Below are 18594 nucleotides of genomic sequence, written 5' to 3'. Positions count from 1 at the left end.
TTCGACAAAGTGGCCATAATGATAGGCAGCTTATGTCTACGAATACTGACCCCGAAACTAAACGCCCTAACATCGTATTTATAATCACGGATCAGCAGCGCTTTGATACTATTAATGCGCTAGGTTTCGATTATATGGAGACGCCAAACCTCGACCGTATGGTCAATGAGGGAGTCACGTTTACCAACTGTCACATCACTGCGGCCAGTTGCGCACCGTCTCGGGCAAGCCTTTTCACCGGCTATTACGCTCACTCCTATGGCGTCCTGAAGAATGCCGACCTGTGGCGCCACAGTTGGATCGAAGACCTCTCTGAATCGGGTTACCGCTGCGTGAATGTCGGTAAGATGCATACATACCCTTACCATACGCCAAACGGTTTTGATGAGCGCTACGTGGTAGAGAACAAGGACCGTTACCTGGAAGAACGCTACTATTTCGATGAGTGGGACAAAGCCCTTCGGTTTAAGGGGATGGTCAAGCAACAGCGTGAAGGCTATCGCGAACGCGACGATTATGGGGAACGTTTAGGAGCCTTTGAATGGGAACTTCCGCCCGAGACTCATTCCGATAATTTCGTTGGGGATACCGCGACTTGGTGGTTGAACGCCTATCCAACACGCGAGCCACTTTTCCTTCAGATTGGTTTTCCAGGACCTCACCCACCATACGATCCGGTCCCTGGCTATGCCGATTCCTATATGGAAAAGGATCTCCAGCTTCAGGAGCTAAAAGACTCCGACCTTGAAGGTCAGCCTGAGGCCTACAAAGAGCTCCGTCAGCACAACGTCGACGTCGACCACGATTCCGTTCAGTGGGATCTCAATCCAAGCGAAGAACAGCGCCAGCTCCAACGCGCCTACTACTGTGGCAATATGACCATGATCGATGAAAAGGTGGGTGAAATCATGAACTCGCTCGAAGAGGAAGGTTACATTGACAATACCATCATCATTTTCACTTCCGATCATGGGGACTGTCTAACCGATCATGGACACAGTCAAAAGTGGACCATGTATGAACAGATTACTAAAGTGCCGACCATTGTCTGGGCTAAACCTGGAACTTCGGCCTCCAAACTTGTGAAGGGTGGACGCAAAGTCGATGGTCTCTGTCAGCTGATGGATCTTGGACCGCTTATCCTGGATTTGGCTGGTGTTGATAAACCTGACAATATGGAAGCCGAGAGTTTGCTACCGGCTGTTAAGGGAGAAGACTGGCAACCACGGGAATACGTTTATTGTGAACAGGTCAAAGACGGTATCTTTACTGGAAACCTTCATCAGACGATGATCCGCAACGACAAATGGAAACTCGTTCATTTCTGTGATGCGGACTATGGGCTCCTCATTGATTTGGAGAATGATCCCGACGAATTCAACAATCTATGGAACGATCCGGAGCATGCCTCGATCAAGAATGAGCTGTTAATTACCTTACTCAACTGGCGAGTGAGTAGTGGTGTTAAGACGCAGAACCTTTGGGAAGAGCATCGGTAAAGGTTGGGGTAGAGACCTCGTTTTAGCCAGGAGGCTAATATAAGCAACCGATACAGCTTGCGCTTTGGGTCTTCAATTCTAGCGTGCTCAGACTTTTATGAGCGCTATTGAATTAATTGTTACCCATCCGGGTGGAGCACACAAAGACGATTTTCTTGCCTGCAGTGCATTGTTGGCGCACTTCGACGCGCCGATCGAACGGCGTGATCCGACACCTGAGGATCTCTCGAATCCAAACGTGGCGGTCGTTGATGTGGGGCACTTGCATGAGCCAGAGAACCATAATTTTGATCACCATCAGTTTCCACGCGAGCATGAGCCGGTATGCGCTTTGTCTTTGGTCATGCAATTTCTTGGGGTCTACGAAGATGCCAAACGTTTTTGCGATTGGCTGGAAACCGCTGAATGGCTCGATTGTAGAGGACCCAAGGATACAGCCGTACATGTGGGAGTTCATCCGCAAATCTTTAATCAGCTAAATTCCCCGATAGATCACACCTTACTTCGTCGATTTGGACTCAGCCAAAAGCTTGCGCCAGGAGAAGGGCTCTGGGAGATGATGAAACTCATTGGTGAGGATATGCTGGGCTTTATAAAGACCATTCGTGAGCGCGTTGATTTTGTCGCTGCCAATGCTGAGCATTGGGAAATCGAAAATGGCAGCGGAAACTTTAAGGTCGTATTCCTGCCTCGAACTGAGCCACTTCCGCAAGAACCTTCCATGGGAATCGTTCGTTACGTTATCGAAGCTGGGTTGGACTCCGAGGTGGTAGGGCTTGTTTACCCTGATCGTCGCGGTTCCGGGTATGGGCTTTCTCGATACAAAGATCATCCCAATCTGGATTTTGTGAGAATTGAAACAGAGCTGGATGTGCACTTTGCTCACAAAAAAGGCTTTGTGGCCAAAAGCTCTGCTACCGATCCCGTTCGCCTGCGAGAGCTGATCCAAATAGCTTGGCAAGTGGAGTAGTAGGACTAAGGTTTTCATTACAAGTATGAAAACTCTACGCTTCCTTTTTCTTCTTATTATGTCTTCAAGTGGTTTTGTTTCAGGGGATGATCGTCCCAATATTGTATTTTTGTTTGCAGATGACTGGGGGCGTTACGCCAGTGCTTACGAGCAAGTCGAAGGTCCTGATTCGATCAATGCTTTGATCGATACTCCAAACTTCGATCGCGTGGCTAATGAAGGTGCGCTCTTTTCCAATGCCTTTGTTCCTGTGCCATCCTGCACACCTTGCCGAAGTTCGCTCCTTTCAGGGCGTTATTTTTGGCAAGCGGAGCGTGGTGCGATTCTGCAATCGGCTGTCTGGGATGAAAGCATTCCGTCTTATCCTCTAGAGCTCGAAAAATCCGGGTACCATATCGGCTATTCCTACAAGGTATGGAGTCCGGGTACTCCCGCCCATGCACCCTATGGTGCGAAGCGAACGGTGTATCACCAAGGGGGGACTAACTTTAATCGGTTCTCGCAGTTTGTGACCGCTAAAGCACCAGAGATGGGTGTGGATGTAGCCAAGGAGCAACTCTATGATGAAGTGCGCCAGAACTGGGATGCATTTATTGCTGATCGTGAGGAAGGCGATCCATTCTGTTTTTGGTGGGGCCCGACCAACACGCACCGCAAATGGACCAAAGGGTCAGGGAAAGATCTTTGGGGATTGGATCCTGATAAGCTTGAGGGGCGATTACCAAAATTTCTTCCTGACACGCATGAGGTCCGTCAGGACGTAAATGACTACCTGGGCGAGTGTTTGGCCGTCGATGCGGGTATTGGAATCATCTTAAAGAAGCTCGAAGAAATGGGAGAGCTGGATAACACCTTGATTGTTATTAGTGGAGATCATGGCATTCCAGGAATTCCTCGGGCGAAATGTAATCTATATGACTTGGGGACCGAAGTGACATTGGCCGCTCGTTGGCCAGGGAAAATAAAACCCGGGCGTGTCATCTCTGATTTTGTAAATCTGCGGGAGCTGGCCCCCACATTCCTAAAAGCCGGTCAAACGGATGTTCCTGCCGGTATGTCCGAGCGAGACCTGATGCCGTTGTTTTTATCCAAAGAGTCAGGGCAAATCGATGAGGCTCGTGATTCTGTGATCGTTGGTCGTGAACGTCATGTAGCTGAAGCGCGGGAGGATAGGTTACCTTATCCCCAGCGTGCCATCCGGACAAAAGATTTTATATACATCCGCAATTTTGAACCCGATAGGTGGCCGATGGGGTCACCTGGGGTTGTGGTGGGAGATGATGCTGTGGATTGGGATCTTATGGAGAATAACACTTTCGCCGCATTCGGAGATCTGGACGCGAGTCCTACCAAGGCATGGATCATCGAGCACCGTAATGAGCCGGAAAATCGAATCTATTTCGATTTCGCTTTTGATAAACGTCCTTTCGAAGAGCTGTACGATTTGCGCAACGATCCCGACTACATGACCAATGTGGCGGAGCATCTTGATTATCAGGAGATCAAAGAAAAGCTTAGTAAGGAGCTTATGGATACGTTGGTAAAAGAGAAAGATCCACGCGTGGTAGAAGATCCGGTACGTTTTGAACATCCGCCTTATACGAACACGCACGTCTGGCAGACGGATTAAGGGCCTTCGGCCCGTATTTAGTGATCGGTGTTCGGTAAACAGTTACCGGATGGGGTAGCCACGGTCGTGTTCACGAATGAAACCACAAGGACTGACAATCGTGGATTGTTCTGTAAGGTAGCAAAAACCAGCAACAACTGATTACTGACAACCGTTTACTGATTACTAAACTACTCCAGCGGTGCAATTTGCTCGGGAGCCGTCACTCCTGGAGGTAGCTCCATGATTCGCATATTGCGAAAGTGAATTTCTGCCCCTTCAGATTCCAGGCATAGGTAACCTTTCTTGACCGAGGCTTTTTGTACCCCGTTTACAAACTTGCCGTTAATCGAAAGCTTCACGGTCCCATCCACGGCGACGACGACATATTTGTTCCATTCACCAGCAGGTTTACAGCGATACTCGAGTGACATGCTGCGCGGACCACGGGGATTGTCGGGTACCACGGTCAGACCATTGGCGCCAAACAGTTCTCCACTTACGTACCCTGGATGACGATTATGCATTTTCGAATAGGAGAGCTCCAGCATCTGTACCTCCATGCCTTTCGGTAGCTCCTTGTCTGGAGCAGGTCTTCCTTCACTCCAAATAAACACCCCGGAGTTGCCGCCATTTTCCATATGCCGCCACTCAATTTCCAAGACGAAATTCTCATACTGCTTCTCAGAGCGCATCACGCCAATGGGCAGTCCTTTACATTTCAAGAGACCATCCTCAAACCACCAAGTCTCCGGGCTCGTGTTCACATCCACCCAGTTAGAAAGATCTTTCCCGTTAAACAGGTCCTTCCAGACCAGTGGCTCAGCTTGGCTAGAAATCAGTGAAAGACTGAAAATAGTAAATAGAACGGTTAGTTTCATTAAATGATAAACTACATCCGGTCTAGTGATGGGCAAGCCTGGTAACTGTATTATCTTTGAAGAGAATTGATTTGGCCCCTAAAGTATACATTTTCCTTTTCAGGGAGAGAGGAGTCTGTTGAAGTTTTGAGCTTGGGGGGTGGTGAACACTCCCATTTCTCTATGCTACGACTATCCTATATCCTGAGAATTGTTGTTTTGTTGTGCTGTGCTGCGCCTTTGGTTTGGCAGGCGGGGTGTTCTTCGAAGAAGAGTGAAGACGCACCGCTGGTTCTGAAAACGGATGAAGAGCTGCACGAATTGTTTCCTCTGAGTCACCGTCCAGCCGATTTGGCCTGGGCCTCACCGCAGGTGTGTGCGGAGTGCCATACGAGTGCTCATTCGGATTGGTTGAGGAGTCACCATGCGATCGCGAATCGTCTGATTGATCCAGAAAAGGATGCGGAAGCCTTCTTGATGCAAACCGTGACTGATGAGGGTGGGGTAACCTACGATCTTAAAGCGGAGGGCGATTCCTTTGTTATCTCGCAACAGGAAGTTCCGGATACGATGCCGGAAGGCCACGATGCACCCATTGCTGGCGTGATTGGTGAAACTCCCTTGGTGCAATACCTGGTTCCTACAGGGAAGGGGCGTTTGCAAACGCAGGCATTGACTTGGGATCCGCACAATAAGGAGTGGTTTAACGTATTTGAAGACGAGAATCGTCGGCCGACTGAGTGGGGGCATTGGTCTCAACAGGGTATGAATTGGAATACTAATTGTGCTTTCTGTCACATGACGCATTTTGAGAAGAACTACTCGATGGAGACGGACGAGTATAAAAGTACCTGGCTTCTTCAGACGGTCAGTTGTGTACAATGTCACTCAGGAATGAAGGAGCACGTCGAGGCGGCCAAAGAGGGAAACTATGTCGCAGCCACGACCCAAGCGGATCTCCAGCTCAGCATGCAAAATTGCGCGACTTGCCACGCTCGTAGGGAAGAAATTACGCAAAACGGCTTTCATGCCGGAGAGAAGTTTTTTGATCATTACAGGCTTACTTTACCCGATGCGCCGGGTGCCTATTTTGCTGACGGTCAGGCCTTGGAAGAGGATTATGTTTACGCTTCGTTCATGATGAGTCGTATGGGGCATAAGGGAGTAACCTGCATGGATTGCCACAATCCTCATTCAGGTGAACCGATACTAGATGTGCCTAGTAATGCGCTGTGTATGCGCTGTCACGGAACCGGTCTGAATGAATCGATTGTGATCGATCCTATAAAGCACAGCCGCCACGCCGCAGGTAGTACGGGCAATCAGTGTATTTCCTGTCACATGCCAGAACGTACTTATATGGTGCGTGATCCACGTCGGGATCATGGGTTTACCAGTCCCGATCCTAAACTGACCATCGATCATGGCGTGCCCAATGCCTGTAATACCTGTCATGATGATCAAACAGCCGAATGGGCGCTCAAGCATGTCGACGAATGGTATGGAGATTCTGATCGCCGAAAGCATGTGCAAAAGCGTGCCAAGGCACTAACCGATGCGCATGCAGGATCGCCTGAGGCGCTTAAACAAATTGAGGCGCTGTATCAGGAGGAAGAAAATGTATATTGGAAAACGACCTGGATGCGTCTGATGGCCCCGAATGTGCAAGACCAGCATGTATTTGCCTTTGCTCAGGAAGGGTTGAAGCACGAATCACCGATGCTCAGGGAAGCGTCTTTGACGGCGATGACTCAGCGGCAGGATCAGCTGGCTACGGTTCAAACGGCTTTGAATGATGAATCTCGCCTGGTTCGGAATCGGGCAGCGGAGGCGTTGCTGCCTCAGTTTAATCCTGACCAGTTAGCCTTTCAGGAGTGGCAGGAGTATGCCGAGATGAACGCTGACCGCCCAGGAGGTGCGCTGCGGAGGGCTGAGCTTGCACTGGTGCAAGGAGACTTTTCATTAGCCAAAAAGCTCGTTCGCCAAGCGGTGTCTTTCGATAAGGAAAATCCATACCTGTATTACGATGCGGCCATTCTGCTTTCACGTGCGGGCGACATTAACGGTGCGCTGAATTTATTAAGAGACGCTCGTGCAATCGATAACTCGATTGGGCTGCTTGCCTACTCACAGGGGCTATTACTTGCAGAGCAAGGCGATTACAATGGAGCTCAAAATGCCTTTGTCGAAGCCGTGGGACTGGATCCCGATCAAGCTCGTTGGTGGTATAACTTGGCGATGATTTATGCTTATCTGGGGGATCCTCAGAAAGCGATGGGTTGTATCTCACGCGCCATTGAGCTTGAACCAGCCAATACCGATTTCCTGATTTACCAACAGCAGTTGGGGGCTCAACTGCAACGTCAGGCGCCTCAATAAGGTTTTATGATGTAGGAAGGGAGCTTGCTCTCGATCAATTTGGTAGGAAATATAGAAAATCGGGAGCAAGCTCCCTTCCTACATTTTTGTTAACCCTTATTATTGATGTTAATCTAATGAGTGAAGAATCCCTGGAAGGAAAAGTCGCGATCGTAACGGGTTCCGGTAAAGGCATTGGCCGAGCTATTGTCGAAGCTTATGCTGAAAAAGGTGCCCGCGTGTGTGTGACTGCACGGACAGCGGATCAGATTGATGAGGTGGCAGATGGAATTAACGCTTCGGGAGGTGAAGCGATTGCGATTCCCTGTGATGTGACCGATGCAGATGCGGTTAAAGGCATGGTCGATCAAGCGGCTGAGGCTTTCGGTGGGCTCGATATTCTTTTTGCGAATGCGGGAGGAAATACCGTTTGGAGAACGCCAACCGAAGAAATCACGCCTGAGCAGTGGCAGGTTTGTGTCGACGTCAATTTGACCAGTGCATTTTACACGGCCCGTGCGGCCATTCCGCATCTCAAGAAGCGAGGGGCTGGAAAGATTATCTTTACTGGCTCAGGGCTTGGGCACCGTGGTGTGGTAGACTTATCTGTCTACAGTGTAGCGAAGGCTGGCCTGTGGCACTTTATTCGATCCTTAGCAGAAGAGTTGCTTCCCTTTGATATTACGGTGAATGAACTGGTTCCAGGAATCGTTCACACCAAACCGAAAGAAGGAGAAGTGCCTGAAAGGAAATTGGTAGAACAATTGGGCGGCAGTTTGGAGTGGAGAAAATTACCAGAAGATGTTGTTCCGCTTGCCATGTATCTTGCGACGACGCCCAAGTATGGACCGACGGGACAGTCCTTTAGTTTAACACGTCGGTGGTTGTAAGTATCTGGATTTCTACTACATCGTAGAAAAGTTCATGCATGAAAGTCATATTGATCATTCTCGGCCTCTGTTTGTTCTGCTTCTTGGGTATGGTTTTATACCTCTATTTGAATCAGAGAAAGATGCTCTATTTTCCACAGTCGTTGGATCGTGATTGGGCTCATGTGAAGGAAAACGCTCCATTCGAATACCGATTAGAAAGGGACGGTGTTAAGTTACACGGATGGCTGATGCATCCTAATAGGAAAAAGCTCCTTATTTACTATGGAGGAAATGGTGAGGAAGCTTCACAGCTCATTGGGCTGTTTGAAGAACTGAGTGATGTTGCTGTGTTATTAGTAAATTATCGTGGGTATGGAGAAAGTGAGGGAGAGCCAAGCGAGAAAGGACTTGTTGGAGATGCGTTGGCCATTTTCGATGATGTAAAGGATCACTTCGATTCAATCGTTCTATTAGGAAGAAGTCTGGGGAGCGGGATTGCCGTCCAGGTTGCCGCACAGAGAAATATTGATCAGCTAATCCTGGTCACGCCTTATGACAGCATAGCAAATGTAGGGCAGGGTATGTATCCTTGGGCGCCTGTTAGACTGCTGCTTAAAGATCCATTTGATTCCCTGGCCGCTTCTCAACCAATGGACCAATCAGCGCTCTTTCTAATTGCTGAATCAGACCACATCATACCCCGCAAGCATTCTCAGAATCTCTACAACCATTGGAAGGGACTGAAAGACTGGGTGGTCGTTCCAGGCTCTGATCATAATTCCATTATCGAATTTCCCATGTATTGGAATTCTTTGAAGCGATACCTTGATGAAACTGTATCTTTTGAAAATCCGTAAGATCTATTCTTGGCCATTGCCTATCTTGCATAAATCCTAAGACACTAATTTAAATCATTCCTCCAATTATAAAGTGAGCGACCAACCCAATAATTTCCTGTTCATTTTTTCCGATCAGCACAATAACGCTTTTGTTGGCCGGAAGAATCCACTGTTTCAAACGCCGAATCTGGATGCTCTGGCAGCTCGAGGGACGGCCTTTGAACGAGCCTATACTAATTGCCCCATTTGTGTGCCCGTGCGTGCGAGCCTGGCAACCGGTCGCTTTGTCCATCAGATCGGTAATTGGGACAATGCGCATCCCTATCATGGTGAAAATGAAAGCTGGCATCACAAACTGCGTGAAAACGGAGTAGATGTTACAGTGATCGGAAAACTGCATTTCCGTAGCGCAGAGGACGACAACGGATTTTCGGAGGAGATCGATACGCTGCACGTATACGGCCCAGGAGATATTCACGGCTGTATTCGGGATGAACGGGCACAGCCACGCAACAAACGCAAAGAGATTCAAGATGCGGGACCCGGTGATTCTACTTACCTGGAATACGATGAACGGATTGCCTCACAGGCGGTGGATTGGCTGAAGAAAAGGATTATGGCTCAGGAGGGGAAACCATGGACCCTTATGGTTTCCTTTGTCTGCCCGCATCCTCCCTATATCGCTCCCCAAAAATGGTTCGATTACTACGCGAACAAAGACATTCCGGAACCACCCCAAATGAAGAAGGATGACTGGAATCAACATCCAGCCTTACAGGTCTTGCGCCATCTGCATGGCCAGGAAGAGCCCTTTACCGAAGAAGAGGTGATTCAAATGAATCGCGCCTATGCGGCTAGCATTTCTAATCTCGATGAAAACATCGGTCGGGTGTTAAACGCCATCAAAGAACTTGGCCTGGAGGAGAACACAAACGTGGTTTATTCAACCGACCATGGAGAGAGTAGAGGGTCACGTGGGTTGTTTGGGAAATTCACAATGTATGAGGAGTCTGCTCGTCTGCCATTCCTTGCTGCAGGTCCAGGTTTTCCTTCGGGCGAAGTGTCCAATATACCCGTCTCGCTAGTGGATCTTTACCCGACCTTCGTGAAGAATTTCGACATCGAATCGGATCCTGAGGATGGTCGTCCGGGAGAAGCCTTGCAGGACTTGCTGGCTGACCCTCCAGAAGAGCGGTATGTGTTTTCCGAATACCACGCCTTACACTTTCCGAATGCCGTGTTCATGCTGAACGATGGACGTTACAAGTATATTCACTATCATAAAGATCCACCGGAGCTCTACGATTTAGAAACAGATCCTCTTGAGAATAAAGATCTCCACGGGCAAGCAGACTATGAATCTATCGAGACTCGCATGCGCGAACAACTTCTAAAGATGGTGGACCCCGAAGCCATCAATCAGGAGGCCAAAGCTTCTCAAGCCGCCGTGATCGAGGCCAATGGAGGTATTGAAGCTATTTATAAACGTGGCAGTTTCAATAACTCTCCCATCCCGGGTGAGGAACCAGCTTTTAAGACTCACTAAACACTATGGTTAAAAGGTTTATTTCCGGCCTCATCTTTTGTTCAACTGTTTTGGGCTTATTTGCTACTGAGCAATGGCAATTTGTCGATACGCAAGGAGAATTAAATAAGCGCCATGAAGCGGCCTTTGTTGAAAACGAGGGTAAGTTTTACCTCATGGACGGACGCCGGATTCAATCGGTGGATATCCTGGACCCGGAAACCAATACTTGGAGTCATGGATCTGAGCCTCCGGTTGAGATTCATCATTTTCAGCCGGTTTCTTGCAAGGGTTTAATCTATTTTATCTGTGCGATGACGGGGCCTTTCCCCAATGAAAAAGGACTGCCCTACATTTATACATACAATCCCAAGACTGACACATGGGCAAAAGGAGATCCCATTCCAGAGGACCGAATTCTAGGATCGGCTGGTGTGGTATTGTATCAAGACAAATTCTACATTGTGGCAGGTATTTTAAATGGCCATATAGACGGATGGGTCAATTGGGTGGATGAGTATGATCCCAATACTTCGGCCAGGGTCAGGCTATTGCGGTTCAAGTATCCACGGTAACCATACACACCATGGTCTCCAATCAGTCCGCGTGGTGAGTTGGTCGCAGCTCCGATACCTGTCTGATGTGGATGAAGGCCGGTCAGCAGACTGGCGCGGGTCGGGTAGCAGCGTGCGGTGTTATAAAATTGGGAAAAGCGTACTCCATTGGCGGCTAAAGAATCGATATGGGGCGTGGGAATTTCTCCCCCATAACTCCCAACGTCCGACCATCCCATATCATCCACCATGATGAGAACAATGTTGGGGCGTTCGTTGCTCGCAGTGAGGTACAGGGATAGGAAACTTATAACAATGCTGAGACCAAGGAGTCGTTTGAGTGTCTTCATAGTGGGTAATGACTTTTTTGGGGAGTTTGGGTAGATTCTAACTAAACTTGGTATTATCTTATTTACCTGTCTGTTCGCTTCTTCAAACTTTTCCGTATGCGCACCCCTAGACTATTTCTCTATACCGTAATGCTAGGGGCTGTACCCCTTTGTTTGATGGCCGATCATCCTGGTGCTCGATTGATTGAATATTTTGGTTACGACGATGCTATCGAACTGACGAATAGTGAATGCACTGCCATTTTGACTCCCTCGATAGGCGGAAAAATCATGTCCTATCAGCTTCATGGGAAAGAGGCCTTGGAGATCATTCCCGGTGAAGAAGGCTATCGCTACGACCCTGACAATCCAGGCGAACGCATTTTCAGTGGAGCGGGGCGCTTCGATTTTGGATTGGAACGCCGGATTGCCTCGCGTGATGAGATTTGGCTAGGGGCCTGGGAATCAGAGATTACCGGTCCTCGGCAGGCTACACTTACCAGTGTGAAGCACAAAGCTACTGGGATACAAGTAGTCAGGACATTTACGCTTGCGGCCAAGGGGTCGCATCTCAGCTGCAATCAGACTCTCATCAATATCGGCAAAAAAACCAAACAGCATAATCATTGGAGCCGTACTTTTGGAAAGGGTGGTGGTATTGTTGTGATTCCGACCTCTGATTGGTCGCGCTACATCAACCACTATGCCATGTACGAGCCGGATAATCGGATCAACATGCTACCTGAGAATGAAGGCATTTATCTTAAAGACAATTGCTTGGTCATCAGTCAGGCACCTGAGTACCCAAAGTTAGGTATGGACTCAATGGAAGGTTGGTTCAGTTACCTGATTCCGAACGATCTCCTATTCGTGAAGAAATATCCGGTCTTTCCTGAGAAAAACTACGCGGAGCGTATCCCCATGACTATCTCGATCTGGTATGTGGAAAATTTTCGGGAAACCCTTACCACGGCTGAGTTGGAACCCATAGGTCCATTGGAAACTATTGCTCCAGGAGAGCGTGTTTCGTTCACCGAGGATTGGTACCTGGTTGAACATGGTTTTCCATTGCATAAAGAGAACTTGGACGTCAAAGGAATCGTAGAAGCTTCGAAAGAAGTAATGGGTGTTCAGTAGGCGATATTGACTGGGACCCAATAAACTAGCCCATTTCTTTTGAGATGTTTTCCTGCTATGAAAGGAAAATCATCCATGAAAAAGAAACGTCGTACCGTAGAACAAATCATCCGCATCCTTCGAGAAGCCGATAGCGGTCTTCGTAACGATGAGGTCTGCCTGAAGCACAACATCAGTCAGCAGACCTTCTACCGCTGGAAGCGCAAATACGAGGGCATGGACCTGAAAGAGGCCCAGCGCTTGCGTGATCTTCAAAAGGAAAACAGCGAACTGAAGAAGCTGTTGGCCGAACAACTGCTCAAAACGAAAGCCCTTGAGATCGCTCTGGAAAAAACCTATGAGCCCGGAGCGTCAGCGCGGGATTGCGGCGAAGGTGCAGTCCGCGCTGTCGTGTTCCGGGAGAGCCGTTTGCCGGTGGCTGGGGATCAACCGCTTGACGCTTCGCTATCGCCCGAAGCCCAAGCCCGATGGGAAGCGCTTGCTGGAGTCGGAGATCGTCCGCCTTTCGCGCGAGCATCCTACGCTTGGATACAAGAAGATCGCGGGCAAGCTGAGGTCTCTGGGCTACCTAGCGAACAAGAAACTGGTCCAGCGCGTCCGCCGGTAGGAAGGGCTGCAAGTGACGCCTCGCCGCCCTCGCAGGCGGCGACAGGGCCTCTCCACGGGCCTTCCGCAAAAGGGGATTCGCCGCAATCACGTCTGGGCGTGGGACTTCGTCTCGGACTACACCCAGCGAGGGGGCAAGCTGCGAGCGTTCAATCTGATAGACGAATACACCCGCCAGTGCCATTGCATCCATGCCGACCGGGCGATCAAAGCATCCGACGTGCTGGCCCTTCTGCAGGAGGCGATCCTCGAGCACGGGGCTCCCTAATGCATCCGCTCGGACAACGGGCCCGAGTTCATCGCAAAGGCCATCCAGGGCTGGCTTTCCGAGAACGGGATCAAGACTCTATATATCGATCCGGGCTGTCCTTTGCAGAACGGATACGCCGAAAGCGTAAACAGCCGCTTTCGCGAGGAATGCCTCGACCGGGAAAGCTTAACCCATGTAGGAAGTTTTTCGGGCGAAAGGACTTTGAATACTGACGGTGTATGGCTAAGCCAGAAGTCCCTGCCTCGCTTCCCGCATGGTGTATTCTACGCGTGCGATAATGATCGTGCAGTATCAGCCTTCGACTTGGGAGATATCTTGACTGGATTGGGACTAAGGCTGGCGGAGTGAGGTAGCGAATAGATCTTTAATCCAGGCGGATCGTCCGCCTCCGCGTCATGGGAGAACCCCAAGTCCTCAATGGGCGTGAGCATTAGCTCGTCCACCTTTGGCTCCGTTGAGGGTTTTGAGCAGCCGACTGACAGAAAGGAAATAAGCAGGGCGGCGTACAAACATCTCATGCGATTCTATCAGGTAGCACAGTGAGCTAAGCAGAACAAATTCTAAAACTAGGAGTACCTGAATTGAGCCAATATTGACTTGTTCTGGTCAGGGCATCTTCCACACCATTCGCCCTTGCCAGACTGTGCGAGGTTGAACTGAAGTCCCGCGAAAAATACTTGAATTACTAAATACGGTAGCTAATCTGACGATATGCATTTTTTTAGAACAGTCCTTATTGTCCTCTCCGCTATGTCTTTCGCTAAGGCAGACAACCACGATGAGAGTCTAAGTAACTCCTCTAACACCCCAGATCTGGAAGAAGTATGGGCTGATTGGTCAGGCGAATGGGTTAGATACCAATGGGACAACATTCTTACAAAGACAATATCAGCGGGCCATGAGACTTTTAGGCGAAGATCGCAGTATGGCGAGCCTATCGGTGGTTTTTCTAACCAAATGAAGATTTCGCTAGAGAACGGCATATATTGGTACACGAAGCTGCATAACCGTACTGGCAAAGTTCAATACAAGGGAGCGTTCAAGCTCCACAGAGACCACTACTACGAGTACAATAGAGGTATCCTGCATGACACTGATAATAAACCAGAGATCTGGCAGTGGTTCCGGAAATCCAATCCTATATTTAGGCTTCATGAAGCCTCTAGGCAAGGTGACCTTGAGTCGGTAAAAGGCATATTAACCGGCGAGAACGTAGGGGTAGATAGCACTTTAGATGATTCATACACTGCTCTTGCTTACGCAGCAGCTGGAGGTCATCTATCCTTAGTAAAAGAGCTTTTGGCCAATGGTGCAGATGTAAATTTACAAACCCGATTTAGCAAGTCGCCTCTCAATCATGCAATCGGCGGTGGAAACCAAGAGGCCTGCGAACTCCTCATAGATGCAGGAGCGAGGCTGGATTTGCGGAACGATAATGGATCATCTCTATTGCATGAGGCAGCTTTCTGGGGGCAAACTAACATGATACCTTTTCTGATCAGCAAGGGTCTAAACGTGAACGATAAGGGACAGCGTTATGGAGCGACTCCACTGATTTACGCTATTAATAGAGCCAACGGTGCCGCTGATATCGAAGCCGCGAGTAAGTTTATAAATTGCGCCAAGACACTGCTCAAACATGGGGCAGATGCAGATTTGGCGAACAACGCCGGCAATTCTGCGCGGTCAATTGCTTCTGAGTCGAAGTTCGATTCTGTTAAGGATCTTTTCTAAAAATACTGTACCTCCTAAAAAGTAATTTAAGATTCCTCGTTGATTTCGAATGGTCGCTTGTGCTGGCACGGCCAATTTGGCCTCGAGCGGCGTGCGACGGCCAGAGATCTCGTCGCCAAAGAAATGACCTCCGATCAAATCGCCGAAGCACAGAAAATGGCCCGCGAGATGGTAGCCTCTAACCCCAAGCTGATGGGTGAGTAAAATATGGTGATTCGTTCGATAGTTTTATTTATTTTCTGTATTCTAATAAAAGATACAGTTTTATTTGGGGAAGAGCTTTCTTCTGGGGAAGAGGCCAAGATTGTTCCACAGAAATTTCTCGGCTCATGGACTGCATACAGCAGAAATCACATGGCAATTTCTGGAGATATGGTTCTGTCTCAAAATCAAATTGAGTTTAGCAAGAAGGGGCGAAGATCCTTCCGAACCGGAGGACCTATGGAGAGACTCGGGCTGTGGTTCTTTGGGATGACGACTACCGTTACGCCCGGGGACATACGATAGTTAGCGAGCCGTAGAGAGCGAAGCGAGCTTGGGCGGGGAAGATGGTAAACGAATAGCTCTTAGGCTATCTCATGGTCTTGGCCCGAACTAAACGCCCGACCAATAAATTAAATCAAACGGCTTTCATTGCATGCGCCATTTTTTGGCTATCATCGTAAGCCCAAAACTCTTTTATTTTGCCCCCTTCAATTTTATGGAAATGCCCAAATTTAGCTTCCATACCGTCAGCAGATGCATCTAGTTGAGTCGCGACTTGATCTCCTTCAGAGATCATGTTCGTCACGGTTAGAGAAAAATCATGATAGTGAGATGGTATCAATGCCAATAAGCCCATAAACTCGTTTATCCCATTACAAGTTCCAGAGAACTTGTGCATGCCGTTAATAGTGACGGTGCAATCCTCATGGAAAAGTTTGACGAAAGTTTCCATATCGCCCGATGCAAAACAATCGTATCCTTTTTGAACCACTTCTTTAGGTGTCATTTCATTTTTCCTCATTTTATGTTCTTAGGCCATCTTTCCGCTATCTATTTTTCAGGAATGTATTTGCGATGGCATGATTCAGATAGACGGGTATGCATATTATGTGCCAATCATGCTCAAAAACATCGGTTGATTAAAATTAATCTCTAGGCGAGGGGATAGCAACAATCTCACAGCATTGAGGAGCGTAAGAAAGAGACGAGTTACACGAGGCATATTGTAACTCAGGAAGAGTATGAGGGGATACTAGCTAAAGCTAGGGAGAGGATGGGGCAAGTCCTCTACCATAGAGACTTTTAGCGACTAAAAAGTCGCTATTGAACTCCTCAATGGATAAAATTTTACCATCCTTGAACTTAAACAGCCATGAGTAATCATTATTGTACTGACCGTACTTTCCCTTGGCTTCTCCTTTTTGCCGCACGGCAACTCCATTTTCATCCGCAATGATGTCAGTCGTTTTAAGTTCTATCCCAAAGGGTAAAACCTTGGGGATATGAGCAAGCCATTCTGTAAAAAGCGATTCACTGTCATACGGTATTCCTTAGGGGGCTAAGGTGTCTGGAATTTTCCCCATGTAGGTAAATGTAAAGTCCTTATGGAATATCGGTTTTAATGCCTCTGGATCAGCAAGCAATTTCTCAAAGAACATTAGAGCCATTTGCTTATTTTCCTCTACCTTTTCAAACCGAAGCTGATTATCGGCATTCAAAGTTAAAGCAGAAGTATTGCTGATTAAAAAGAGACAGACTAATTTAACTAATTTCATGAAGCAATCATTTCAGGATCTGTGCCACAGACAATAACTTCTTTGGGCGGGAAGCAGCTAGCTAATCACTACTACGTTTTTGTCTCGTTCTCGGTGGCTGGGAGCTCTTAAACTAGCGATTTGCTGAGGCGATTCTTGACGGAATCGCATGCAGGCTGGAGGCGACGGTTGAGTTGGGTGGCTTGGGCGGTTGCGAGCCGTGCCCTCGCTTAGCAAAGAGTCCTTTTCCGGGGCGCTATAGCGCTGTTCTTTATTTGGCTGATCACTCCCTAGATATTGTTCGGCGCCTCTCAATTGATCCTACTATATAGAGTGATCTGCGAGAGGCAATTAACACTTGTCGTCTTGTGTGCTTCGTGTTCCGAAAAGGGCTTCGTAAACTTCTCTTAGGCTATCGCACTTTCGGAACTCGGATTTGTTTAACTCTCGGATATTTGGACGGTTGGCTTTGTAACCATGTTGGTCGCCTTTTGTGTGTCGGGCGACCTTCTCAATACGGAAATGTTCCTGAGCCTGTATGGAGCTCTCAAAAAGCTCGAAAATTGAGTCGAGTTAACAACTTCAGGCCACACGGCTCGTTGGGGAAGCCGGACTCCGGATGAGGCGGCCTCGAGACCCCTAGAGGGCTTGTGTAGACACAACAACCTCAACCCAAGAGCAGACCGTGAAGCACTAACAATCGTCGGAAACTAACACCGCAGGTGAACTGATAAACGGGAGAGGGCCAACTCTTCGTAAGGGGTGCTAAACACTGAGTTTGACGCTCATTCCAAAGTCTTTTGCCAACGACTCGCACCACTCTTCGTCTGTTACGTTATGTCAATTCGCCCACTCTGAGTCTGACTTGCTCTCTCTCCATTCAAGAAACGGGATAGCATCTGGTCCAACTGGATGCCGTAGACCTTCCCTTTTACCAACCACGATCTCAACTATAGCGTCAGCCACAATTTGAGTCGATGCTGGGCTTTTGAGAGATTCTACGAACATAGCCGCCATCCTACTTTGCTGTGGGTAGTCAGGATCGTAATTCGCCCTGCTTATGTCAGCAGCCATGTCTGTCGCGATTATCCCGGGCTCGATTATCGCTACTTTGACGCCATGCGGCAATACCTCCTGAGCGAGGCATTCTGAGAGTGCCTCCAACGCGAATTTAGATGCTGTGTAAGGTGCAAGGGGCGAAGCGGCCACCTTGCCAGCTACAGAAGTGATATTCACTATCAATCCTGTATCACTCACTTTCATATTCGGTAAAGCTGCCTGAATGCAACGAATGGGGCCCAAATAATTGGTATTCATTACTTCCTCGAAAGTTGCGATAGGACATTTTTCAACAGATCCTCGTCTCTCGATTCCAGCATTGTTAATTAAAATGTCCACTTTTTCTCCTGAGGACTCAATTTCAGCAAAACAGCGTTTGACCGATGCTCCATCATTAACATCGAGTTCTACAATTTATACATCTAAGTCATCCTCTGAGATAGAACCAAGAAGGTTTTTTGAGTTGGTCTCCGGCTCGCGCATACCTGCAAATACCTTAAGCCCGTGGCGAGCGAGCTTGATAACGGTAGCTAGGCCGATTCCTCGATTGGATCCTGTGACAAGTGCTGTTTTTTTCATTTAATTAAAATTTCAGTTTTTCGACGTAAGGTGAATGGAGGCTTGGAAGTAAAA

At 48.4% G+C, this 18594-nt stretch carries 16 protein-coding genes; 10 read left to right on the top strand and 6 right to left on the bottom strand.

The window, feature by feature from the left end; translation table 11 throughout:
- Positions 1-32: 32 nt before the first annotated feature.
- From GA003_10510 to GA003_10500, 3 genes are all read left to right on the top strand, one after another.
- Positions 33-1499, top strand: a complete 1467-nt coding sequence (locus GA003_10510) for a sulfatase-like hydrolase/transferase (GenBank protein ID QXD26485.1) — start codon at positions 33-35, stop codon at positions 1497-1499.
- A gap of 97 nt (positions 1500-1596) precedes the next feature.
- Positions 1597-2469: an MYG1 family protein gene (locus GA003_10505; GenBank protein QXD26484.1), complete on the top strand. Its 873-nt coding sequence runs from the start codon at positions 1597-1599 to the stop codon at positions 2467-2469.
- 25 nt (positions 2470-2494) lie between these two features.
- Entirely contained in the window at positions 2495-4099 is a 1605-nt protein-coding gene (locus GA003_10500; protein QXD26483.1) for a sulfatase, read from the top strand.
- Positions 4100-4269: 170 nt separating this feature from the next.
- On the opposite strand, the gene GA003_10495 is transcribed toward GA003_10500, so the two are convergent.
- On the bottom strand, positions 4270-4959 hold the full coding sequence (locus GA003_10495) for a DUF1080 domain-containing protein (protein QXD26482.1): 690 nt from the start codon (positions 4957-4959) through the stop codon (positions 4270-4272).
- Between the two features lie 162 nt (positions 4960-5121).
- Between GA003_10495 and GA003_10490 the strand changes: the two genes are divergently transcribed.
- The 4 genes from GA003_10490 to GA003_10475 all read left to right on the top strand — a co-directional run bounded on the left by GA003_10490 (position 5122) and on the right by GA003_10475 (position 10553).
- Positions 5122-7317: a tetratricopeptide repeat protein gene (locus tag GA003_10490; protein QXD26481.1), complete on the top strand. Its 2196-nt coding sequence runs from the start codon at positions 5122-5124 to the stop codon at positions 7315-7317.
- A 116-nt stretch (positions 7318-7433) separates the two neighbouring features.
- Entirely contained in the window at positions 7434-8186 is a 753-nt protein-coding gene (locus GA003_10485; protein ID QXD26480.1) for an SDR family oxidoreductase, read from the top strand.
- Between the two features lie 38 nt (positions 8187-8224).
- A complete protein-coding gene (locus GA003_10480) occupies positions 8225-9025 on the top strand; it encodes an alpha/beta hydrolase (protein ID QXD26479.1) in 801 nt (266 codons plus the stop codon).
- Between the two features lie 73 nt (positions 9026-9098).
- Positions 9099-10553 carry a sulfatase-like hydrolase/transferase gene (locus GA003_10475; protein ID QXD26478.1) on the top strand — a complete coding sequence of 485 codons (1455 nt, stop codon included), beginning with the start codon at positions 9099-9101 and terminating at the stop codon, positions 10551-10553.
- Between the two features lie 436 nt (positions 10554-10989).
- On the opposite strand, the gene GA003_10470 is transcribed toward GA003_10475, so the two are convergent.
- Positions 10990-11436, bottom strand: a complete 447-nt coding sequence (locus GA003_10470; protein QXD26477.1) for a sulfatase-like hydrolase/transferase — start codon at positions 11434-11436, stop codon at positions 10990-10992.
- A 96-nt stretch (positions 11437-11532) separates the two neighbouring features.
- On the opposite strand from GA003_10470, the gene GA003_10465 reads away from it, so the two are divergent.
- The 3 genes from GA003_10465 (at position 11533) to GA003_10455 (ending at position 15163) form a co-directional block, all read left to right on the top strand.
- Positions 11533-12552: a hypothetical protein gene (locus tag GA003_10465; GenBank protein ID QXD26476.1), complete on the top strand. Its 1020-nt coding sequence runs from the start codon at positions 11533-11535 to the stop codon at positions 12550-12552.
- A gap of 75 nt (positions 12553-12627) precedes the next feature.
- On the top strand, positions 12628-13641 hold the full coding sequence (locus tag GA003_10460) for a transposase (GenBank protein ID QXD26475.1): 1014 nt from the start codon (positions 12628-12630) through the stop codon (positions 13639-13641).
- Between the two features lie 538 nt (positions 13642-14179).
- Complete coding sequence (locus GA003_10455) at positions 14180-15163, top strand: ankyrin repeat domain-containing protein (protein QXD26474.1); 984 nt, start codon at positions 14180-14182, stop codon at positions 15161-15163.
- A gap of 619 nt (positions 15164-15782) precedes the next feature.
- Here GA003_10455 and GA003_10450 read toward each other — a convergent pair.
- The 4 genes from GA003_10450 to GA003_10435 form a co-directional block, all read right to left on the bottom strand.
- On the bottom strand, positions 15783-16154 hold the full coding sequence (locus tag GA003_10450; protein QXD30406.1) for a nuclear transport factor 2 family protein: 372 nt from the start codon (positions 16152-16154) through the stop codon (positions 15783-15785).
- Positions 16155-16698: 544 nt separating this feature from the next.
- A complete protein-coding gene (locus GA003_10445; GenBank protein ID QXD26473.1) occupies positions 16699-16923 on the bottom strand; it encodes a hypothetical protein in 225 nt (74 codons plus the stop codon).
- Between the two features lie 819 nt (positions 16924-17742).
- Positions 17743-18375 carry an SDR family NAD(P)-dependent oxidoreductase gene (locus GA003_10440; GenBank protein ID QXD30405.1) on the bottom strand — a complete coding sequence of 211 codons (633 nt, stop codon included), beginning with the start codon at positions 18373-18375 and terminating at the stop codon, positions 17743-17745.
- Positions 18376-18540, bottom strand: coding sequence for an SDR family NAD(P)-dependent oxidoreductase (locus tag GA003_10435; protein ID QXD26472.1), 165 nt, complete (start codon positions 18538-18540; stop codon positions 18376-18378). It lies immediately after the preceding gene.
- Positions 18541-18594: the final 54 nt, after the last annotated feature.

Source organism: Opitutia bacterium ISCC 52 (genome assembly GCA_014529675.2).
Classification (GTDB): domain Bacteria; phylum Verrucomicrobiota; class Verrucomicrobiia; order Opitutales; family UBA2995; genus UBA2995.
Note: the sequence above shows the minus strand (reverse complement) of the source record. Positions and strands in the feature narration are given on the sequence as shown.